The sequence below is a fragment of the Luteimonas sp. YGD11-2 genome, assembly GCF_004118975.1.
In the GTDB taxonomy this organism is placed as follows: Bacteria; Pseudomonadota; Gammaproteobacteria; order Xanthomonadales; family Xanthomonadaceae; genus Luteimonas; species Luteimonas muca.
The window spans coordinates 2,053,190-2,074,709 of the sequence record NZ_CP035376.1; the positions used below are offsets into that span (position 1 = coordinate 2,053,190).

Genomic DNA, 21,520 nt, shown 5'->3' on the forward strand with positions numbered 1-21,520 from the left:
CGTACTCCGGTAGCGGCCGGCGACTGCGTCGCCCGGCCGGGACAAGGGCGCAAGTCTAGCAGGCGGAGGGCCGGAGCCCGGCACCCGCTTCCCCGCGCAAGTCCATGATTCGAAAGGGTTACCCCGTACGCCGGCGCATGCCGGCCTATGCGCCGGCGGAGGCCTTGTCCAGCGCCGCGCGCAGCGGGGCGAAGAATGCCGCGCCACGTGCGGCGGCGTCGGCGGGATCGCCGGCGTCGGCCATCGCGGTGACCAGCGCGCTGCCGATCACCACGCCGTCGGCGGCAGCGGCCAGCGCGGCGACGCCGGCGGCATCGCGGATCCCGAAGCCCGCCACCACCGGCACCGCGGTGGCGGCACGGATGCCTCGCAGGCGCGCGGCCACCGCGCCGGTGTCGAGCCGCTCGGATGCGCCGGTGACCCCGGCAAAGCTCACGTAGTACAGATAGCCCTGCGCCTCGGCCAGCAGCCGCGCCATCCGCGCATCTCCGGTGGTCGGCGAGACCAGCAGGATCAGCGCCACGCCGTGCGTGGTGAACGCCGCACGGAATTCCGCCGCTTCCTCGGGCGGCAGGTCCACCAGCAACATGCCGTCCACGCCGGCCGCAGCCGCGTCCGCGGCGAAACGCTCCGGTCCGCGGATCTCCACAGGATTCAGATAGCCCATCAGCACCACCGGCGTGTCGCCATCACGCGTGCGGAATTCGCGGACGCAGTCGAGCACATGTCCGAGCCCGCCCCCACGCGCCAGCGCGCGTTCGGAACTGCGCTGGATCGTCGGGCCATCCGCCATCGGGTCGGAAAACGGCACGCCCAGCTCGATCACGTCAGCACCCGCCTGCACCAGCGCATGCATCACCGGCACCGTGGCCTCCAGCGACGGATCACCCGCGGTGATGAAGGGGATCAGCGCCTTGCGGCCGGTGGCGGCGAGTTCGGCGAATCGGGCATCGATACGGGACATCTGGGGTTTTCCTGGTATCGCCTGCTGGCGCGATGTCCGCGGCAAAGCGCGGATCACCGGTAGCCGCCGGCGGGAGCTGGATGGCACGCAGGGCGGCGGCCATCGAGGGTCGGTGCTTTCTGGATCCGCACGTGTCCGCGCGGATTCCCCGGCAGCGTCGCTACACCTCGACACCCTCGCGCGCGGCGATGGTGTGCACGTCCTTGTCGCCGCGCCCCGAGAGGTTGGCAAGCACCAGCGCGTCCCGTGGCAGTTCGCGGGCAAGCTTGATCGCCTGGGCGATGGCGTGGCTCGACTCGAGGGCGGCGAGGATGCCCTCGGTGCGCGCAAGCAGGTGGAACGCGGCGAGCGCCTCGTCGTCGGTCACGCCGACGTATTCGGCGCGGCCGGCATCGGCCAGGAACGCGTGCTCCGGGCCCACGCCCGGATAGTCGAGACCGGCCGAGACCGAATGCGTCTCGATGATCTGGCCATCGTCGTCGCACAGCACGTAGGTGCGGTTGCCGTGCAGCACGCCCGGTCGGCCGGCGGCGATCGATGCGGCATGGCGGCCGCTGGCGATGCCGTCACCGGCGGCCTCGGCGCCGACGATGCGCACGTCGCGGTCGTTGAGGAACGCGTGGAACAGGCCGATCGCATTGCTGCCGCCGCCGACGCAGGCGGTGATCGCATCCGGCAGGCGCCCGTAGTCCTCCAGCATCTGCGCGCGCGCCTCGCGCCCGGCCACCGCATTGAAGTCGCGCACCATGCGCGGATACGGATCCGGGCCGGCGACCGTGCCGATGATGTAGAACGTCCCGGCGACATTGGTCACCCAGTCGCGCATGGCCTCGTTGAGTGCATCCTTGAGCGTCGCCGATCCGCTGGTCACCGGCACCACCGTGGCGCCGAGCAGCTTCATCCGGTAGACGTTGATCTTCTGCCGCTCGATGTCGGTGGCGCCCATGTAGACCACGCACTCGAGGCCCAGGCGTGCGGCGACCGTCGCGCTGGCCACGCCGTGCTGGCCGGCGCCGGTCTCGGCGATGATGCGGGTCTTGCCCATGCGGCTGGCGAGCAGGGCCTGGCCGATGGTGTTGTTGATCTTGTGCGCGCCGGTGTGGTTGAGATCCTCGCGCTTGAGCAGGATGCGCGCGCCGCCGACCTCGCGGCTCAGCCGCTCGGCCTCGTAGATCGGGCTCGGCCGGCCCACGTAGTGCTTGAGGTCGCGGTCGAACGCCGCCACGAACGCGGGGTCGACGCGCGCCGCGTCGTAGGCGGCGGCAAGCTCCTCCAGCGGGCCCATGAGGGTCTCGGCCACGAAGCGCCCGCCGTAGCGGCCGAAGCGGCCCTGTGCATCGGGCCAGGCATGGAAATCCATCATGTCCGGGGTGGTTGCGGACTCATCACGCATCACAGCTCTTTCCAAGTTCGGCGCAATCGGCCCGTCGCACTTCCTCGACGAAACGGCGCATGAGGTCCCCGTCCTTCAGCCCGGGCGAACGCTCGATCCCGCTGCTGACATCCACGCCCCAGGGCAGCAGGGCCAGCGCCGCCTCATGGACGTTGTCGGGAGTAAGCCCGCCGGACACGAAGAATGGCGTCTCGATCCCGGGCTTGAGCCGCGCCCAGTCGAAGGTCCGGCCCTGCCCCGGCGATTCGCCGGCGCCATGGCTGTCGAACAGGAATCCGGACGCGCCGGCGTAGCGCACGCGCAGGGCGATGAAGTCGACCGCACCCTGTCCGCTGCCGGCACCCATCGCCACCGCCTTGAGGTAGGGCAGGCCGAAACTCCGGCAGAAGGCGTCTTCCTCGTTGCCGTGGAACTGCAGCAGCACCGGGCGCACCCGGCGGACCACGTCGCGCACTTCGTCGGAGGTGTTGTCGCGAAACACCGCCACCGGGCTCACCATCGGTGCCAGCGCCACGCGCATGGCGCGGGCTTCCTCGGCATCCACGCGGCGCGGGCTGTCGGCGGCGAAGATGAAGCCGACGGCGTCCACCCCCAGTTCGCCCGCCAGGCGGACATCGCCGGGGCGCGTCATTCCACAGAACTTGATGCGCGTGCGGAACAGGGTGCGCTTCACTCGGTGACCTCGTCAGGCAGTCCCCATTCGGGGGGATACAGGGGGCCGACGAAGACCAGCCCCGCGGATGGGGCGGTCGGGCCGGCCAGGGTTCGGTCGCGTGCGGCCAGCACCTCGGCGATCCAGGCCTCGGGCCGTTCGCCGGCACCGACTTCCATCAGCGAGCCGACGATGTTGCGCACCATATGATGCAGGAAAGCATTGGCCTGCACATCGATGACGATCTCCGCCTGCTCGCGGCGGACCTCGATGCGCTGCAGGTTGCGCCGGGCATGCAGCGCCTGGCAGTGCACGGTGCGGAAGCTGGAGAAGTCGTTCTCGCCCAGAAGCGCCTGCGCGGCGCGATGCATCGCGTCGGCATCCAGCGGCCGGCGCGACCACGCGAGGTACTGCCGGCCCAGCGCCGGCCGCACCATGCGGTCGAGCAGGCGATAGCGGTAGCGGCGCGCGCGTGCCGAGAACCGGGCATGGAAGTCGTCGCGCACCGGTACGCACCAGCGCACGGCGATACCCTGCGGCATGCGCCCGGTGGTGCCCAGCACCCACGCACGGGGATCGCGCACCACATCGGTGTCGAAATGCACGACCTGGCAGAGACCATGCACGCCGGCATCGGTGCGACCGGCGCAGACGGTGTCCACCGGAACATCCGCCACGCTCGACAGCGCGGCTTCGAGGGCGGCCTGCAGTGTCGGCGGGCCGTCGGTGCCGGGCTGGCTCAGCCGCTGCCAGCCGAGAAACGCGGTGCCGTCGTATTCGACACCCAGGGCAAAACGCATGGAAATCCCGATCGCTGGGGGACCGGCATCCTAGAACGCGGGGCTGCCGGCGTCATCCGCCGGCACCGGTCCGTTCAGGCCAGTTCGCTCAGCAGCTGCGCGGCCTCGCCACGCACCGCCGGCGTGCCGCAGTCCACCACTTCCTGCAGCAGCGTGCGTGCGGTCTCGACGTCGCCCAGTTCCACATAGGCGCGCGCCAGCTCGATGCGCTCCTGGCCCTGCGCGTCCTCGAGCGCGTCGGCAACCGCTTCCCCATCGCCCGTCGCACCGGCAGCGGTGGGCACCGCGGTGGCGATGGCCGGCGGCGTGACCGCGGCGCGGCGACTGGCGGTCATGGCTTCCGCACGTGGATCCACGGCCCCGGGTGGGGGTTCGGCGGCAACGGTGGAGGTCGCAGCCCCGGTCGCGTGCCAGGTCGGCTTGCCTGCGACCGGTACCGGCGCAGGTGCCGCAGGCCCGGCCGGAGCGTCGACGCGCGGCGAGGCGGCGGACGGTGCGCGGAACGCCGGCTGCCGGGCGTTGCGACGGCTGAGCAGCCAGAACACCAGCGCGCCCAGCAGCAGCAGGCCCAGGCCGCCCAGGACCCACGGCAGCGCACCCGCGCCTTCCGCGGCCGCCTGCTGGTTGCTGGTTTCCAGCCGCTGCTGCGCTGCTGCGAGCTCGCTGTCCTTGAGCGCGATCAGTTGCTGTTGCTGCTGCTGCAGGCGTTCGAGCTCCGCCAGCCGCGCCTTGAGTTCCTCGACCTCGGCCTCGCGCGCGGCCACGGTTTCCTGTGCCTGTTGCAGTTCCTGTCGAAACATGTCGCCCTCGCCGCCGGCGGAAATGCCCGACCGGGTTGCTGCCTGTTGGGTGCCGCCCGCTCCGGGCGGCACGATCTCCAGCCGCGCGTCCTGCGCTGCCGGCTGTGGTGCTGCCGCGGTACGGCCATCGGCATCGCCATCCGCGGGCGCTGCGGCCAGCTCGGGCTGCGGCGCCGGCTGCGACAGTTCGCGCCAGCGCGCGACCTGCGCACGCACCTCGGCGGTCGCCTCGCGCGTGCTGATGCTCAGCGCCTCGTCGTGTGCCGGAATGCGTAGCACGGCGCCCTGGCGGAGACTGTTGATGTTGCCGCCGATGAACGCCTCGGGATTGCTGCGCAGCAGGGCCAGCATCATCTGGCTGACGCTGACGCTGTCGTCCGGGGCGATGCGCTGGACGATCTGGCTCAGGGTATCGCCGGCCTGCACCGGGCCGTATTCACCCGGCGTGGAGCGCGGCGCGGTGGCCGCGACCGGCGCCGCGGGCTGCGTGGCAGGTGCCGGAACCGGCGCGGCGTCCGCCGCTGCCGCGGGTTCGGCAGGCTCCAGCGTGGCCGGCGGGGTATCCCCACCGGCGAGCGGTTCGGCCTCGCGCACGATGCGCCCTTCGGTGGTCGGCTGCGCCGGCAGCGGCGCCTGGATCGGCGGCTGCGCGGGCGCGGCGATGGTGTCGGGCGCATCCAGCAGCGCGGAATATTCGCGCACCAGCCGCCCCTGCCCCCAGTCGACCTCGACCAGGAAGGTCAGCAGCGGCTCCTGCACGGGCTGCAGCGTGGTGACGCGGATGACCGGTCGCCCCTGCGCATCCAGCGCGACGTTGAACTGCAGGTCGGAAACCGCACCCTGCGGGGCCTGCAGGCCGATCCGCGCAAAGGTCTCCGGCGAGGCAAGCCGCGCCCGCAGCTGCTGCAGTTCCGCGGGATCGCTGGACACCACCGGGATTTCCGCGAGCAACGGCTCGCCGGCCTGCGAGCGCACCTGGATCTGCCCCAGGCCAAGCGCGAACGCCGGCGCACAGACGCACAGCGCCAGCCACAGCAGCAGGATGGACTGCCAGATCCTCGACATCACGACTCCCCTCGGGGCCCAGACTCTATCCGCGTGTGCTTGCGCGGTGCAACGTCGGTCACGCCACGCCGCCGGGCAACGCTGCGACGGCAACCGCTCAACCGCCCTGCCCGGCCACCAGCTCGGCGATCTGCACGGCGTTGAGCGCGGCACCCTTGCGGATGTTGTCCGACACCACCCACAGGTTGAGCCCGCGCGGATGCGAGATGTCCTCGCGGATGCGGCCCACGTACACCGGGTCGTTGCCGGAGGCATGGGTCACTGGTGTCGGGTAACCGCCCGGCGCGCGGTCGTCGACCACCACCACGCCGGGCGCGGCCTCGAGCAGTTCGCGCGCGCGCGCGGCGCCGAGCTTGTCGCGGGTCTCGATCGCCACCGCTTCCGAATGGCCGTAGAACACCGGCACCCGCACCGCGGTCGCGTTCACCTGGATGCTGTCGTCGCCGAGGATCCTGCGGGTCTCCCAGACCAGCTTCATCTCCTCGCGGGTGTAGCCGTTGTCCTGGAACTCGTCGATCTGCGGGATCAGGTTGAAGGCGATCTGCACCGGGAAGTGCTCCGGCTCCGGCGTCTGGAAGCTCAGCAGCGCCGCGGTCTGGCGGCCGAGCTCCTCGAGCGCCGCGCGTCCCGCACCCGACACCGACTGGTAGGTGGCGACATTGATGCGCTCGATGTGCGCTTCGCGGTGCAGGGGCGCCAGCGCAACCAGCATCTGCATCGTCGAGCAGTTGGGGTTGGCGATGATGCCCCGCGGGCGGTTGCCGATGTCTTCCGGGTTCACCTCGGCCACCACCAGCGGCACGTCGTCGTCCTGGCGGAACGCCGAGGAGTTGTCGATCACCACCGCGCCGGCCGCGGCGAACTTCGGCGCGTATTCGCGCGAGACGTCGCTGCCGGCGGAGAACAACGCGATGTCGATGCCGGCCGGATCGAAGCCCGCAAGCTCCTGCACCAGCACTTCGTCATCGCCGAAGTCGACATAGCCGCCGGCCGAGCGTCCCGACGCGAGTGCCACCAGCCGGCCCACCGGGAACTGCCTCGCGGCGAGGATGGACAGCATGGCTTCGCCAACGGCACCGGTGGCGCCGACGATGGCGACGTTGAAGAGACGGGCTTGCTCTGACATGGGGAACTCTCGAAGAAGCGGGTAACAGGACCCGGACGATGCCGGGGAAAAATGCGCGCCGGATGCGGCCTGCCGGGTGTTACGTGACGGGCGCCGCGGCTTACGGCCACGCCGCAGCGCGGCTCAGACACCACCGGCCGGCGGCACGCGTGGTGCGACCACGCCGACATCGCCGCACTGCGCACGATGGCGCAGCGCCTGGTCGATCAGCACCAGCGCCAGCATCGCCTCGCAGATCGGCGTGGCACGGATGCCGACGCAGGGGTCGTGGCGGCCGGTGGTGACCACGTCGACCACGTTGCCGTCCACGTCGAGCCCCTGCACCGGCAGCCGCAGGCTGGAGGTCGGCTTGAACGCCGTGCGGACCACGATCTGCTGGCCGGTGGAAATGCCCCCCAGCACGCCGCCGGCGTGGTTGCCCAGGAAGCCCTGCGGTGTCATCACGTCGCGATGCTCGCTGCCCTTCTGCGCCACGGCCGCGAAGCCTGCGCCGATCTCCACGCCCTTGACCGCATTGATCGACATCATCGCCGCGGCGAGTTCGGCATCGAGCTTGCCGTACACCGGCTCGCCCCAGCCGGGCGGCACGCCGTCCGCAACCACGGTGACCTCGGCGCCGACCGAGTCGCCGGACTTGCGCAGCGCATCCATATAGGCCTCGAGCGCCGGCACGTCGGCCGCGGCCGGCCAGAAGAACGGGTTGGCCTCGACCGCCGCCCAGTCGTGCGCGCTCGGCACGTGTTCGCCGAGGCGCGAGAGATGGCCACGGACCTCGACGCCATGGCGCTCGCGCAGCCACTTGCGTGCGATCACCGCGGCGGCAACGCGCATCGTGGTTTCGCGCGCGGACGCACGCCCGCCACCGCGCGGATCGCGGATGCCGTACTTCTGCCAGTAGCTCCAGTCGGCATGGCCGGGGCGGAACTGTTGCGCGATCGCCGTGTAATCCCTGCTGCGCGCATCGGTATTGCGCACCAGCAGGGCGATCGGCGTGCCGGTGGTCAGCCCTTCGTACACGCCGCTGAGGATCTCGACCGCATCGTCCTCGCGGCGCGCCGAGGTGTGTCGGCTGCGGCCGGTCGCGCGTCGTGCGAGGTCGTGGGCGAAGTCGTCGGCGGCGATCGCGATGCCCGGTGGGCAACCATCGATCACGCAGCCGATGGCCGGCCCATGCGATTCGCCGAACGTGGTAACGCGAAACAGCTGGCCGGTGGTATTCGACATGCAATCAGGACGGCATGGGGCTCAGAACAGCGCGCCTGACGCCGCCGCCGGCACGGCGCCGGCAGCCTCGCGCTCGGCCGCCAGCGCACTGATGCGCGCGTTGTGGGTGACCAGGTCGCGGCGCTCGGCCACGAACACGCCCATCTGCCCGACCTTGAATTCCACCCACGCCAGCGGCAGCTCCGGCAGCAGCGCGTTGACCGCGCGCTCGGAATCGCCGACCTCGCAGATCAGCAGGCCGTGCTCGGTGAGGTGCAGCGGTGCATCGCGCAGGATCTTCAGCACCAGGTCCAGGCCGTCGTCGCCGGCACGCAGCCCGAGCTCCGGCTCGTAGCCGTACTCGCGCGGCAGCGCGTCGGTCTCGTCGTTGGTGACGTAGGGCGGATTGGTCACGATCAGTTCGTAATGCTCGCCCTGCAACCCGGAGAACAGGTCCGAGTGCAGCAGCCGCAGGTTGTCGGCCAGCAGGCGCGCCCTGTTCTCTTCCGCCAGCGACAGCGCCTCGGTGCTGATATCGGCGGCGTCGACCTGCCAGTCCGGGTTGTAGTGCGCGATGGCGATGCCGATGCAGCCCGAGCCCGTGCACAGGTCCAGCGCGCGCCGCACCTCGCGCCCGCCCAGCCACGGCTCGAAGCCGGACAGGATGAGCTCGGCGATTGGCGAGCGCGGCACCAGTGCGCGACGATCGCTCTTGAAGCTGAGCCCGGCGAACCAGGCTTCCCCGGTCAGGTAGGCCGCGGGCACGCGTTCCTCGATCCGGCGCAGGAACAACCCCAGCACGTCCTCCTTCTCCGCCAGCGTCACCCGCGTCTGGCCGTACACCGGCGACAGGTCGTGCGGCAGGTGCAATGCGTGCAGGGTGAGCTGGGTGGCCTCGTCGAGCGCGTTGTCGTAGCTGTGGCCGAAGGTGAGCCCGGCCGCGTTGAAACGGCTCGCGCCGTAGCGGATCAGGTCGATGATCGTGTGCAGTTCGTCGGTCATGCGGGATGCCGCCCGGGTACGGGCGGCCTGGGGAAGCCGGGTGACCGGAAAGTATATGGGGCGGCGGGTATCATGGGCGCAAAACCCCAGTGGATATCGCCTTGTTCAGTCGTACCACCATCGTCATCCTCGTGTTCGCGCTCGCCGCCGGCCTTGGCCTGCTGGTTGCGCAGAAATACTTCGCCGATTCCGACACGCGTCCGCCGCAGACGCAGGCGGTCACCCTGTTCCCGCAGCCGCGTGCATTGCCGCCGTTCTCGCTGCAGCAGTCCGATGGCACCCAGCTGGTGCCGGGCGAACTGCAGGGCCACTGGACCGTGGTGTTCATCGGCTTCACGTTCTGCCCCGATGTGTGCCCGACCACGCTGGCGGAGCTCGGCCAGGCGCAACGGCAGTGGGAGGACATCCCCGACGCGGTGCGCCCGCGCGTGCTGTTCGTGTCGGTGGATCCGGAACGCGACACCCCCGAACGCACCGGCGAGTACGCGGCTGCGTTCCATGGCGACACGCTCGCAGCCACCGCCGACATCCCGGCGCTGGAAGCGTTCACGCGGTCGCTCTCGCTGGTGTTCATGAAGGTCCCGGGCCCCGATGGCGCCGCGGCCAACCAGTACACGATCGATCACTCGGCCGCGCTGGCGGTGCTCGACCCGCAGGCGCGCATGGCCGGGGTGATCTCGCCGCCGTTCGATCCGGCGGCGATCGCCGCCGACCTGCGCCTGCTCACCGGATCACGCTGACGCCAATGGCCTTCGACCCGATCACCCCGCTCACCCATGTCCTGCCGCACCGGATGCTGTCGGGGCTGGCCCGGCGCCTGGCCTATTCGGAGAACCCGCGGGTCAGGCGCTGGCTGATCCGCACCGTCGTCAGCCGTTTCGGCGTGGACCTGGCGGAAGCCATCGAGTCGGACCCGGAGGCCTATGCCAGCTTCAATGCCTTCTTCACCCGCGCGCTGCGCGAAGGCGTGCACGTGGCCGATCCGGACCCGCGTGCGCTGCTGATGCCGGCGGACGGGCGCGTCAGCCAGTGCGGCGCCATCGGCCATCCGGATGAGCGCGGACGCATCTTCCAGGCCAAGGGCCGCTCGTTCACCGCCGGCGAACTGCTGGGCAGCGATGCCGACGCCGAGACCTTCGATGGCGGCGTGTTCGCCACCGTCTACCTGTCACCACGCGATTACCACCGCGTGCATATGCCGTGGACAGGGCAGCTGCGCGAGACGGTGCACGTGCCCGGGCGGCTTTTCAGCGTGGGGCCATCGGCGGTGGCGGCGGTACCGCGCCTGTTCGCGCGCAACGAACGCCTGGTCTGCCACTTCGACACCGACTTCGGGCCGATGGCGATGGTGATGGTGGGCGCGCTGCTGGTGTCCGGGGTGGAGACCATCTGGAGTGGGGTCGAGATCCCGAAATACGCACGCACCGTCACCCGCAAGGATTACCGCGGGCGCGGCATCGTCATCGAGCGTTTCGCCGAGATGGCGCGCTTCAACTACGGCTCCACGGTGATCGTGCTACTGCCTCCGGGGGTGGCCGAACTGTCATCCGCACTGGGCCCAGAGGTGGCGGTACGCCTCGGCCAGCGCCTGGCGACGCGCACCGCGTAGTCCAGTGCGCGGCATCCACACGGATCCGCGGCAACTGTTCATCCGCTGCAGCCTGCCAGGGTCAGCTCCTGCCCGGGACGGATCGCATACGACGGCGCACGCAGCTCATTGGCGCGGGCGAGCACGCCAAGGTCGCAGCCGTAGCGCTGGGCGATGCGCCCCAGCGTCTCGCCACGGTTGACGCGATGCCTGCGCGCGGCGGGCGTTGCATCCGCTGCCGGCCCGGTGGTGGCGGATACGGGCGTCGTACTTGCTGCGCGCATCGGCTCCACCGCACCCAGCCGCACCACCGCATGGGCGGGATCGCTGCGCACCAGCTCGTGGGCGAGCTGCGCACGCGAGCCGCGCGTGCACCAGCGGTTGTAAAGGTTGACCATGCGCGCGGTGACATTGAGCTGGGTGCCCGCCGGGATCACCTCGTCGGCGCGGTAGCGCGGGTTGAGATTGCGCAGCACGCGCATGTAGCCGGGCGCCGAGCCGCTGCTGCCCAGGCAGATCGTCAGTTCGTAGATCGAGGCCGGTTTCTGCAATGCCAGCACCGCCGGGCGCGTATCGACGTCGGGAAATTCCAGCCCGTAACGGCGCGGATGCAGGAACAGCCACGCCGCGGCGATCACCATCGGCACGTAGTCGCGGGTTTCGGGCGGGAACTGCCTGTAGACAGACTCGTCCCAGAAGTTGACCCCACCCTCGTTGAAGACACGTCGCGCCCGGCCCTCGCCGCCGTTGTAGCCCGCCAGCGCGAGCTCGATGTTCTTGTCGAGTTCGCGCATGCGCTCGGTGAGGTAGGCCGCGCTGGCCTGGGACGCCGCATACGGGTCGTAACGGGTGTCGAACCCGGTGGCGTCCGGGCCGATGCCGAAGCGGCGGCCGGTTGCGTACATGAACTGCATCGGGCCGGCCGCGCCCGCGCGCGACGTCGAATGCACCCGGCCGTTGGACTCCTTGGCGAGGATGCCGAACAGCAGCGCCTCCGGCAGCCCCGCCTTCTCGAAGTTGGGCCACATCTGCGGGCGCATGTACTGGTAGTTCTCGTAGCTGGTCAGCAGCTGCACGCGCATGTCGGTCAACCAGCGGCGGATGCCTTCCTGCACCGCCGGATTGAACTGCACCATGGTGGCGAAACGCTGGCCGTCGGTCAGCAGCGCCGCGGCCTGTGCGCCCGCCGGCACGCTGGCACCGCCAGGCAGCGTGCCCATGCCGTCGGGATCGGGATCGAAGGGATCCGCCTCCTCGCCCTCGGCCGGCACGTTCGCGGAATCGGCGCCGGCCTTGAGCAGGCGCTTGAAGGTGGTGACGTAGGTCACCGGGTCGCAGCCACGCTGGCGGCCGCATTCGACCATCACGTCCTCCATGTCCTCGAGTGCGGCATCACCGTCCGCGGCGGCACCCGGTTCCTCGTTGCGCACCCGCACCATCGCCTCGCGATAGCGCAGTTCGGCCTGGTCCATGCGCGCCTGCAGCGCCTCGACGGCGGCGCGGTCGCGACGCGACTGCGCGGATGCGTCGGCCACCACGAAGGCCGGCGCAATGGCGACGGCGAGCAGCAGGCAGACCGGGAGACGGCGTGCGGGCGATACGGAGCAGCTGGATGCGCGGGACATGCGGTGTTCGACGGCGACGGGAGCGGCAGGGTAGCGGCGACCGGCGCGCGTGGGCAAACCGGTCGCGGCCAGCGCAACGGGCGGCTCACGTAGAATCGCCGGGGTCAGATGCGCGGGAGCGTTCATGGATCCGATCCTCGTTGGCAGATCGACGACCACCGCCGCGGGTGCACCCGTGGTGCTGCAGCCCCGCTATGGCAACCGCCACGGCCTGGTGGCCGGTGCCACCGGCACCGGCAAGACCGTGACCCTGATGACGCTGGCCGAAGGCTTCTCGCGGATCGGGGTGCCGGTCTTCATCGCCGACGTGAAGGGCGACGTCGCCGGCCTCGCCATGCCCGGCGAAGACACCGCGAAGCTGCGCGAGCGTGTCGCTGCGATCGGCATCGACGACTATCGCCCCGGGGGCTGTCCCACGATCTTCTGGGACCTGTACGGGCGCCTGGGCCACCCGGTACGCACCACCGTCAGCGAGATGGGTCCGTTGCTGCTTTCGCGCATCCTCGAGCTCAACGACACCCAGGCCGGCGTGCTCGACATCGTGTTCAAGCTCGCCGACGACCGGGGGCTGCTGCTGCTCGACCTCGCCGACCTGCGCGCCCTGCTGGCGCTGGTGGCGGAGGAACGCAAGGCGGTTTCGTCCGAATACGGGCTGGTCAGCGCGCAGACGGTGGCGGCCATCCAGCGCGCCCTGTTGCGCCTGTCACAGGATGGCGGGGAGGCCTTCTTCGGTGAACCCGCGCTGGAACTGCACGACCTGATGCGCGTCGACCACACCGGCCGCGGCGTGGTCGGCATCCTCGCCGCCGACCAGCTGGTGCTCAGGCCACGGCTGTATTCGACCTTCCTGCTGTGGCTGCTGTCGGAGCTGTTCGAGACCCTGCCCGAGGTCGGTGACCTCGACCGGCCGAAACTGGTGTTCGTGTTCGACGAGGCGCACCTGCTGTTCCGCGATGCCCCGGCATCGCTGCGCCAGCGCATCGAGCAGGTGGTGCGGTTGATCCGCTCCAAGGGCGTCGGCGTGTACTTCTGCTCGCAGTTCCCCGACGACGTCCCCGGCGAAATCCTCGGCCAGCTCGGCAACCGCGTGCAGCACGCGCTGCGCGCGTTCACCCCGCGCGACCAGAAAGCCGTGCGCACCGCGGCGGAGACTTTTGTCGCAAACCCCGCGCTCGACGTCGAGCAGGCGATCGCGCAGCTCGGCACCGGCGAGGCGCTGGTGTCCACCTTGCAGGACACCGGGCGTTCGCGCGCGGTGCCTTCGCCGGTCGAGCGCACGCTGATCGCGCCGCCGCGCTGCCGGATGGGGCCGATCAGCGAGGCGGAACGCGCAACCCTGCGCGCGGCCAGCCCGGTCGGTACGAAGTACGACGCCGCGGTGGATCGCGAATCCGCCGCCGAACTGCTGGCACGGCGCGCGACCATGCAGACGGAAGCAGCCGAAGCGCCGAAGGCGGCAGAACGCAACGAAGGAGGCGTTGGCCAACGCATCAACGAGTGGCTGTTCGGCACCAGTCGCCGCCAGGGGGTGATCGAGGCGGCGGGCAAGCAGGCCGCGCGCACCATCACCAGCCGGATCGTGCGTGGAGTGCTCGGCAGCTTCCCCGCAGGGCGCCGCTGAGGCCGCCATGCGGATCGCGCCTGTCCTGCTGATCACCCCCTCGGCCGTCCTGTGCCTGTCGCTGCTGGCGGCCTGCACCCGCGAACCACCCGCGGAGCCCGCCGCTGCCGCCGCGCCTGCGCTGGCGACGGCGCCACCGGCACCCGCCGCCAGCGCGCCCGCCGACGACCCGGACGTCCCGCCGGCGGAGGGCGTTTTTGCCGGCACCCTGCCCTGCGACGGTTGCGAGGAGGCACTGGCGGTCGATGCCACCCTGCACCTGCGCGCCGACGGCGGGTTCGAACTGATCGAACGCCAGGCCGCGGGTGGCGAAACCATCGAGCATGCCGGGGTCTGGTACGCCAGTGACGACGGCCGCGCGATCCTGCTCGCCGATGATCACGGCCATGGCCACCGCGTGTTCGAATGGCATGGCGATGATGCGCTGCGCCTCCTGCCCGACGCACCGCCCGTGGACGATGCCGACCCCGTGCTGCTGGTGAGGGCGGACTGATGGGCCGCTGGCGCCCGCCGCCGGAGAAGAGCACCGCGCTGATCACCCGCGAGGGGCACGAACGGCTGAAGCGCGAGCTGGACGAGCTGTGGCGCCAGCGCCGCCCGGAGGTCGTGCGTGCCCTGGCGGCCGCCGCGGCCGAGGGCGACCGTTCCGAGAACGCGGAGTACACCTATCGCAAGAAGCAGCTGGCCGAGATCGACCGCCGCGTGCGCTACCTGTCGAAACGGCTGGAGCAGCTGCGCGTGGTCGACGAGGCACCCTCGGATCCCGACGCGGTGTTCTTCGGCGCCCGGGTCGAACTTGAAAACGCCGGAACCGGGGAGCTTCACCATTACCGCATCGTCGGCCCGGACGAAACCGACGCGCGCGACGGTCTGATCAGCATCGACTCGCCGCTGGCACGTGCGCTGCTGCGAAAACGCCTCGACGACGAGGTCGAGGCGATGCTGCCGGCAGGGCCGGTGACGTTCGTGATCGTCGACGTGAGCTACGCGGACGGCACCCCCGCGCAGCCCTGAGCGTCGCCTGCGCCGTCAGCCCAGCGCCCGGATCACCGCGTCGGTGAACGCCGGGATGTCATCGGGCTTGCGGCTGGTGATCAGGTGCCCGTCGGTCACCACCCCGGCATCGCGCCAGTCGCCACCGGCGTTCTGCATGTCGGTACGGATCGACTGGTAGGAGGTCACCTGGCGGCCCTTGACCACGCCGGCCTCGACCAGCAGCCAGGGGCCATGGCAGATCGCCGCAAGCGGCTTGCCCGCGCGGTCGAAGGCCTGCACGAACGCGACGGCGTCGGCCTCCGTGCGCAGGTTGTCGGGATTGATGACGCCACCCGGCAGCACCAGGGCGTCGTAGTCGTCGGCATTCGCATCGCCGAGCACCCGGTCGACCGCCACGCTGTCGCCCCAGTCCTTTTCGTTCCAGCCGCGGATCTCGCCCTTCTCGGGCGAGATCACCTCGACCTCGAAACCGGCCTCCTTCAGGCGGCGGCGCGGTTCCAGCAGTTCCGACTGCTCGTAACCATGGGTGGCGAGGATGGCGACACGCTTGGCATTGGCCATGGGGGCTCTCCGGTGAAGGGGGGCAGCAGAGCCTCGCCCACGCGCGGTCTCCCCGCCGTGAATCACGCGGTGCCGAGCACCGGCAGCCGCGCGGCCTCCACCTCGCCGTAGAGATCGTGCTCGTCGCTGCCGAGGATGCGTACGTCGACGAAATCACCGGGCACAAGACCGGACGCGCCGCCATCCTGGATCTGCACCAGGCCATCGATCTCCGGTGCATCGGCCGCCGAACGCGCGAATGCGAGGTCGCCGTCGATCGCATCGACGATGCAGCGCTGCACGCTGCCCACCCGGGCCTCCAGCCGCGCGGCGGACACCGCCGCCTGGCGTTCCATGAAGCGCGCGAGCCGCTCCTGCTTCACCGCTTCGTCGACAGGATCAGGCAGCAGGTTGGCCGCGGCACCGTCGACCGGCGAGTACGCGAAGGCACCGACGCGGTCGAGCTGGGCTTCGTCGAGGAAATCCAGCAGTGCCTCGAACTCGGCGTCGGTCTCGCCCGGGAAGCCCACGATGAAGGTCGAGCGGATGGTCAGCTCGGGGCAGATCGCACGCCAGCGCTGGATGCGCTCCAGGGTGCGATCGACGGCGCCCGGGCGCTTCATCAGCTTGAGGATGCGCGGGCTTGCATGCTGGAACGGGATGTCGAGGTACGGCAACAGCTTGCCCTCGGCCATCAGCGGAATGATCTCGTCGACATGCGGATACGGGTACACGTAATGCAGGCGGGCCCAGGCATCGAGCTCCGCCAGCCCCTCGCACAGCGCCTTCATCCGCGTCTGCCACGCACGGCCACGCCACTCGCGCTCGGCATAGCGCAGGTCCACGCCATAGGCCGAGGTGTCCTGCGAGACCACCAGCAGTTCGCGCACGCCGCCGCGCACCAGGCGCTCGGCCTCGCGCAGCACCTCGTCGACCGGCCGCGACACCAGGTCGCCACGCATCGACGGGATGATGCAGAAACTGCAGCGGTGGTTGCAGCCCTCGGAAATCTTCAGATAGGCGTAGTGCTTGGGCGTCAGCTTGATGCCGGTGTCGTCATCACTGCGCAACGGCACCAGGTCGAGGAAAGGATCGACGCGCGGCGGCGCGGCCGCATGCACGGCCGTCATCACGCTGGCGTAGTCCTGCGGCCCGCTGATCGACAACACGCCGGGATGCGCCTCGCGGATCAGCGCCTCGCGCTTGCCGAGGCATCCGGTGACGATGACGCGACCGTTCTCGGCCATGGCCTCGCCGATGGCATCGAGTGATTCCTCCACCGCGGCGTCGATGAAGCCGCAGGTGTTGACCACCACCACGTCGGCATCGTCGTAGCTCTGCACGAGGTCGTAGCCCTCGACCCGCAACTGGGTGAGGATGCGTTCGGAGTCGACCAACGCCTTGGGGCAGCCGAGACTGACGAAACCGACCCTGGGGCCGGGGTTCCGGGAAGAGATGGGGGTGGACATGGGGACCGTGTGAGGTGACGCGCGCGACCGGCGATTATACGGCGCCAGGCGCTCGGCACCCGCTGCGGGCCGAAGGCGGTTCAGCCACGCAACGCGTCGTGCCGCGTCGCTAGAATCCCGTTGATCGGAGCGGGAGCACGGCATGGGCTGGGATATCGCGATCGGCCGGGTACACGGCACTGCCGGTGGACGGCGCTCGCAGCCGCCGGGTGCGCCCCGCGGCGGGCTCGTGGTGGTGGACATCGAACACGACCGCACCGCGCATCCCCACGCCGAGTCGCACGCCCACGTCCATGTCGGGCACGGTTCCAGCGGCGCGGTCGATCCGCGCCACAGCGTGCCGGCAGCGGCATCGCTCGCCCACCAGCGCACGCTCGCATTCCTGCGTTGCGCCCTGACCGAGACCTGATCGCATGGATTCCCATTACCACCTGCACCCGCAGCTCGCCACCGATAGCCACCCGGTGGCGAACCTAGCGCTCTGCGAACTGCGGCTGATCGACGACGCCAACTATCCTTGGCTGGTGCTGGTGCCGCGGGTGGCGGACGCCGTCGAACTGATCGATCTCGGCCGCGAGCAACGCCGGCAGCTGACCGACGAAATCGACTTCGCGTCCCGCCTGCTGCGCGCCGCGGTGCGCCCGGACAAGCTCAACGTCGCCGCGCTCGGCAACATGGTGCCGCAGCTGCATGTGCACGTGATCGCGCGTTTCCACGGCGATCCCGCATGGCCGGCGCCCGTCTGGGGCCGCGTTGCCGCGAGGCCGTACGCGCCGGAAGCACTCGTGGAGCGGATCGTCGGCTTCCAGCGCGCGATGGCCGGCCTTGCCGGCGAGGGCTAACGCCGCTCAGGTGCGCGGCAGGGTCACCCCGGTCTGCCCCTGGTACTTGCCACCACGATCGCGGTAGGACGTCTCGCAGACCTCGTCGGACTGGAAGAACAGCATCTGCGCAACGCCCTCGTTGGCGTAGATGCGCGCCGGCAACGGCGTGGTGTTGCTGAATTCCAGGGTCACGTGCCCTTCCCACTCGGGCTCGAGCGGCGTCACGTTGACGATGATCCCGCATCGCGCATAGGTGCTCTTGCCCAGGCACACCACCAGCACGTCGCGCGGGATGCGGAAGTATTCCACCGTGCGCGCCAGCGCGAACGAGTTCGGCGGGATGATGCAGACGTCGGCTTCGATGTCGACGAAGCTCTTCGGGTCGAAGTGCTTGGGGTCGACGATCGTCGAGTTGATGTTGGTGAAGACCTTGAATTCGCGCGAGCAGCGCACGTCGTAGCCGTAGCTCGAGGTGCCGTAACTGACGATCCGCTGGCCACCCGCATCCTGCTTGATCTGCCCCGCTTCGAACGGCTCGATCATCCCGCCGGGCTGCTCGGACATGCGGCGGATCCAACGGTCGCTCTTGATGGTCATCGGCGTGGCTGTGCTCGGAACGGAAGGGCTGGGATTGTAGGGCGATGGTCAGCCGATGCCATGCCTCCGCATGGCCATGGCACGGTCGACGCATTGGAACTTTGTTACGACGGTGTTAACTTCGGGTTCAGGCCTTCTTTCCAGCGCCTGCTTCTGTCCATTTCCAGGGGAATTCCAGTGTCCCGATCCAAGACCATCCGGCGCAGCCTGCTCAGCAGCGCCATCGTCCTGTCGCTGCTGCCTGTGGCAGGTGTCGCACTCGCGCAGGAGCAGCAGGCGGGTGAAGCCACCCAGCTCGACCGCATCAGCGTCACCGGCAGCCGCATCGTGCGCGAGGGCTTCGTCACGCCGTCGCCCGTGGTCGGCGTGACTGCCGAGGAAATCCGCGCGACCGGAGCCGTCAACATCGGCGAGCTGATGAACAAGCTCCCGCAGCTGACGCCGAGCTACTCGCTGGGCAACTCCACCCGCTTCATCGGCACCGCCGGCCTGGGCCTGATGGACCTGCGCGGCATGGGCAACTCGCGCACGCTGGTGCTGGTGAACGGCCGCCGCCATGTCGGCGCCTCGCCGGGCTCGACCTCGGTCGACGTCAACACCATCCCGGTGGAGTGGATCGAACGCGTTGAAGTCATCACCGGCGGCGCTTCGGCCGTCTACGGTGCCGACGCCGTCGCGGGTGTCGTCAACTTCATCATGAAGAAGTCCTTCGATGGCTTCGAACTGCGCGGCCAGCGCGGCTCGGCCTCGGAAGGCAGCTTCGGGCGCAGCTTCGTCAGCTTCTCCGGCGGCGGCGACTTCGCCGATGGCCGCGGTACCGCGGCCATCGCGATCGAGCACAGCGAGCAGGACCGATTCAGCCGTGGCGACCGCGCCATTGGCCGGCAGTTCCGCGTGTCCGTGCCGAACCCGGACTTCGACCCCTCGCAGCCCCCCAGCGAAAGCAATCCGCAGACGATCATCAGCGGCCCGGGTGGCAACCACTCGATCTCCTACGGCGGCACCTTCACCATCGGCGCGTTCAACTTCCGCAACCCGTCGACCTGGGGCAACCGTTACATCTTCAACGATGACGGCACCTTCCGTCCCAACCGTTACGACGGCGTCATGCCGAGCAACACCTCGTGCGTGGACTGCGACTTCGCCGACCTGAACGCCGTTGCGGACCTGGAGCCCGCATTCGAGCGCCAGAGCGTCAACACGGTGCTCGGCTTCGACCTGACCGATGACCACCGCCTGTTCTTCGAAGGCAAGTACACCAAGACCGAGTCGAACTTCTACGGCCAGCCGGCGTTCGACCAGCCGATCCGTATCCGCCGCGACAACGCCTATGTGACGCCGGAGCTCGGCGCACTGATGGACGCCAACGGGCTGACCCAGCTGCAGATCAGCCGCTTCAACGTCGATGCCGGCCGCCGCGGCGAAGTCGTCGACCGCTCGACCCGCCGTGCCGTGCTTGGCGTCGAAGGCTATTTCGGCAATGACTGGTCCTACGAGGTGTCGGCGAACTACGGCGAGACCAAGATCGACCGCCTGAACCTCAACAACCGCATCAACCAGCGCTGGCATGCAGGCCTGGACGCCGTGCGTGACGCCAACGGCAACATCGTGTGCCGCGTGTCGGTCGATCCGAACGCCGTCAACCCGCATACCGGCGCGGCGTATCTCCCGATCGCCCGTGACGGGTGCGTGCCGTTCTCGGTGTTCGGCAATGGCGCGGTGTCTCCGGAAGCCGCGGCGTGGTTCAACGTGGCCGGCGTCAACGAGTCCAAGCTCTCGCAGACGGTGTTCAGTGCATCGGTCGCCAACAGCGCGCTGTTCTCCCTGCCGGCCGGCGATGTCGGCTTCGCCGGTGGCCTCGAGCACCGTACCGAGAAGAGCCAGGAGAACACCGACCCGCTGGCAGCGCAGGGGCTGACGTTCCTCAACGCCATCCCGAGCCGCGGTGGCGAGTACGACGTGAGCGAGGTGTTCGTCGAAACCTCGATCCCGCTGCTGGCTGACCTGCCGGGCGTACAGCGCCTCGCGCTCGACCTTGCGGGCCGCTATTCGGACTACAGCACCATCGGTTCGGCCAAGACCTGGAACGTGGGCCTCGACTGGCAGGTGCTGTCCTCGCTGCGCTTCCGCGGCACCGTGGCACAGGCCGTGCGCGCACCGGCGATCGGCGAGCTGTTCAATCCGCAGTCGGAGAACTTCGCCACGATCAACGACCCGTGCAACTACCTGCCGACCAACTCCAACCGTCCGGACACCGCGGCCGACCCGGCCCTGCGCCGTGCCAACTGCTCTGCGCTGGGTGTGCCCGAAGGCTGGATCGATACCTATTCGGCGAACCGCCCGGGCGTGAGCGGCGGCAACCCCGACCTCGCACCTGAAACGGCGGACTCGGTGTCGTTCGGCGCCGTCTGGCAGCCGGAGTTCGTGCAGGGTCTTGGCGTGTCGGTCGACTACTGGCGCATCACTCTGCACGACGCGATCGGTGCTGTGAGCGGTCAGACCAACGCCACGCGTTGCGTCGATGCCCCGGGCGGCATCAACAATCCGTTCTGCGCCGCGATCCAGCGTGCGCCGGTCGGGGGCTACATCGACCCGAACGGTCGTGACTTCCCCGCCTACAGCATCTACCGCTGGACGGCGCTCAACGAGAACCTGGCCAAGTCCCGCCGCGCCGGCGTCGACTTCGAGGTCGACTACCGCTTCGACATGCTCGGCGGCAACACCGTCGCCCGTTTCGTCGGCACGCGGATGATCCAGTCGCGCGAATGGGCGTTCCAGGACTTCCCGGACGAGTATCGCGAGTGGGTGCGCTACTTCACCGATCCGCGCTACCGCGCCAATCTGGACCTGACGCACACCAACGGTGACTGGAAGGCCACCTGGACGATGAACTACGTGCACCACAACCTGCGCGTGGCACCGGACAGCTTCCAGTCCAACCCGGGGCAGACCAGCCCGATCCGCAACGGCACGTTCCTGTACCACAACGCGCAGATCAACTACACCTACCCGGACAGCGGCATCAGCGTCTATCTCGGCGCCAACAACCTGTTCGACAAGGATCCGCCGCTGAACTACTTCGGCGCGGATGCAGGCCAGTCCCTGTATGACAGCGTGGGCCGCTACGTGTACCTCGGCGCCACCTACCGCTTCTGATCCAACTGCGTCATTTCTCTCTTTGGAGCCCGGTTCGCCGGGCTCCTTTTTTTGGCCGCTTTCCGCCGCTTCGGCGGCTCATGGCGGCGGCCCGACGCC

20 protein-coding genes are annotated in these 21,520 nt (G+C 69.6%); 8 read left to right on the plus strand and 12 right to left on the minus strand.

What is annotated here, in order from left to right; genetic code table 11:
• Positions 1-145: 145 nt before the first annotated feature.
• From trpA to prmB, 8 genes are all read right to left on the minus strand, one after another.
• Positions 146-964 carry a tryptophan synthase subunit alpha gene (gene trpA / locus ERL55_RS09265; protein ID WP_129136165.1) on the minus strand — a complete coding sequence of 273 codons (819 nt, stop codon included), beginning with the start codon at positions 962-964 and terminating at the stop codon, positions 146-148.
• Between the two features lie 160 nt (positions 965-1,124).
• Entirely contained in the window at positions 1,125-2,327 is a 1,203-nt protein-coding gene (trpB, locus tag ERL55_RS09270; RefSeq protein WP_129137295.1) for a tryptophan synthase subunit beta, read from the minus strand.
• Positions 2,328-2,349: 22 nt separating this feature from the next.
• The gene (locus tag ERL55_RS09275; protein ID WP_129136166.1) at positions 2,350-3,030 is read right to left on the minus strand and encodes a phosphoribosylanthranilate isomerase; all 681 of its coding nucleotides are present in this window, start codon (positions 3,028-3,030) and stop codon (positions 2,350-2,352) included.
• Complete coding sequence (gene truA, locus ERL55_RS09280) at positions 3,027-3,809, minus strand: tRNA pseudouridine(38-40) synthase TruA (RefSeq protein WP_129136167.1); 783 nt, start codon at positions 3,807-3,809, stop codon at positions 3,027-3,029. The genes ERL55_RS09275 and truA overlap by 4 nt, the downstream gene beginning before the upstream one ends.
• 74 nt (positions 3,810-3,883) lie before the next feature.
• Positions 3,884-5,674, minus strand: coding sequence for a FimV/HubP family polar landmark protein (locus tag ERL55_RS09285; RefSeq protein WP_129136168.1), 1,791 nt, complete (start codon positions 5,672-5,674; stop codon positions 3,884-3,886).
• A gap of 97 nt (positions 5,675-5,771) precedes the next feature.
• Complete coding sequence (locus ERL55_RS09290) at positions 5,772-6,800, minus strand: aspartate-semialdehyde dehydrogenase (RefSeq protein WP_129136169.1); 1,029 nt, start codon at positions 6,798-6,800, stop codon at positions 5,772-5,774.
• A gap of 123 nt (positions 6,801-6,923) precedes the next feature.
• Positions 6,924-8,024 carry a chorismate synthase gene (gene aroC, locus ERL55_RS09295; protein WP_129136170.1) on the minus strand — a complete coding sequence of 367 codons (1,101 nt, stop codon included), beginning with the start codon at positions 8,022-8,024 and terminating at the stop codon, positions 6,924-6,926.
• 21 nt (positions 8,025-8,045) lie between these two features.
• Positions 8,046-9,005, minus strand: coding sequence for a 50S ribosomal protein L3 N(5)-glutamine methyltransferase (gene prmB, locus ERL55_RS09300; protein WP_129136171.1), 960 nt, complete (start codon positions 9,003-9,005; stop codon positions 8,046-8,048).
• A 101-nt stretch (positions 9,006-9,106) separates the two neighbouring features.
• Here prmB and ERL55_RS09305 point away from each other — a divergent pair, with 101 nt between their 5' ends.
• On the plus strand, positions 9,107-9,745 hold the full coding sequence (locus ERL55_RS09305) for an SCO family protein (RefSeq protein ID WP_129136172.1): 639 nt from the start codon (positions 9,107-9,109) through the stop codon (positions 9,743-9,745).
• Between the two features lie 5 nt (positions 9,746-9,750).
• Positions 9,751-10,614: an archaetidylserine decarboxylase gene (gene asd / locus ERL55_RS09310; protein WP_129136173.1), complete on the plus strand. Its 864-nt coding sequence runs from the start codon at positions 9,751-9,753 to the stop codon at positions 10,612-10,614.
• Positions 10,615-10,652: 38 nt separating this feature from the next.
• Here the strand turns inward: asd and ERL55_RS09315 are convergent, their stop codons facing one another.
• Entirely contained in the window at positions 10,653-12,218 is a 1,566-nt protein-coding gene (locus ERL55_RS09315) for a transglycosylase SLT domain-containing protein (RefSeq protein WP_129136174.1), read from the minus strand.
• Between the two features lie 124 nt (positions 12,219-12,342).
• Between ERL55_RS09315 and ERL55_RS09320 the strand changes: the two genes are divergently transcribed.
• The 3 genes from ERL55_RS09320 to greB are packed head-to-tail and all read left to right on the plus strand — an operon-like array spanning position 12,343 to position 14,853.
• Positions 12,343-13,839 carry a helicase HerA-like domain-containing protein gene (locus tag ERL55_RS09320; RefSeq protein ID WP_129136175.1) on the plus strand — a complete coding sequence of 499 codons (1,497 nt, stop codon included), beginning with the start codon at positions 12,343-12,345 and terminating at the stop codon, positions 13,837-13,839.
• Positions 13,840-13,846: 7 nt separating this feature from the next.
• Positions 13,847-14,332 (plus strand): copper resistance protein NlpE N-terminal domain-containing protein, encoded by a 486-nt coding sequence (locus ERL55_RS09325; RefSeq protein ID WP_129136176.1) that lies wholly within the window; start codon positions 13,847-13,849, stop codon positions 14,330-14,332.
• On the plus strand, positions 14,332-14,853 hold the full coding sequence (gene greB, locus ERL55_RS09330; RefSeq protein WP_129136177.1) for a transcription elongation factor GreB: 522 nt from the start codon (positions 14,332-14,334) through the stop codon (positions 14,851-14,853). Before ERL55_RS09325 ends, greB begins: the two co-directional genes overlap by 1 nt.
• Positions 14,854-14,868: 15 nt before the next feature.
• On the opposite strand, the gene ERL55_RS09335 is transcribed toward greB, so the two are convergent.
• A complete protein-coding gene (locus ERL55_RS09335) occupies positions 14,869-15,396 on the minus strand; it encodes a type 1 glutamine amidotransferase domain-containing protein (protein WP_129136178.1) in 528 nt (175 codons plus the stop codon).
• A 62-nt stretch (positions 15,397-15,458) separates the two neighbouring features.
• Positions 15,459-16,844 carry a 30S ribosomal protein S12 methylthiotransferase RimO gene (rimO, locus tag ERL55_RS09340; protein ID WP_129136179.1) on the minus strand — a complete coding sequence of 462 codons (1,386 nt, stop codon included), beginning with the start codon at positions 16,842-16,844 and terminating at the stop codon, positions 15,459-15,461.
• Positions 16,845-16,986: 142 nt separating this feature from the next.
• On the opposite strand from rimO, the gene ERL55_RS09345 reads away from it, so the two are divergent.
• Positions 16,987-17,253 carry a hypothetical protein gene (locus tag ERL55_RS09345; RefSeq protein ID WP_129136180.1) on the plus strand — a complete coding sequence of 89 codons (267 nt, stop codon included), beginning with the start codon at positions 16,987-16,989 and terminating at the stop codon, positions 17,251-17,253.
• A 4-nt stretch (positions 17,254-17,257) separates the two neighbouring features.
• Positions 17,258-17,686: an HIT family protein gene (locus ERL55_RS09350; protein WP_129136181.1), complete on the plus strand. Its 429-nt coding sequence runs from the start codon at positions 17,258-17,260 to the stop codon at positions 17,684-17,686.
• 6 nt (positions 17,687-17,692) lie between these two features.
• On the opposite strand, the gene dcd is transcribed toward ERL55_RS09350, so the two are convergent.
• On the minus strand, positions 17,693-18,265 hold the full coding sequence (gene dcd / locus ERL55_RS09355) for a dCTP deaminase (protein ID WP_129136182.1): 573 nt from the start codon (positions 18,263-18,265) through the stop codon (positions 17,693-17,695).
• A 177-nt stretch (positions 18,266-18,442) separates the two neighbouring features.
• Here dcd and ERL55_RS09360 point away from each other — a divergent pair, with 177 nt between their 5' ends.
• A complete protein-coding gene (locus tag ERL55_RS09360) occupies positions 18,443-21,421 on the plus strand; it encodes a TonB-dependent receptor (protein WP_241685739.1) in 2,979 nt (992 codons plus the stop codon).
• Positions 21,422-21,520 lie beyond the last annotated feature (99 nt).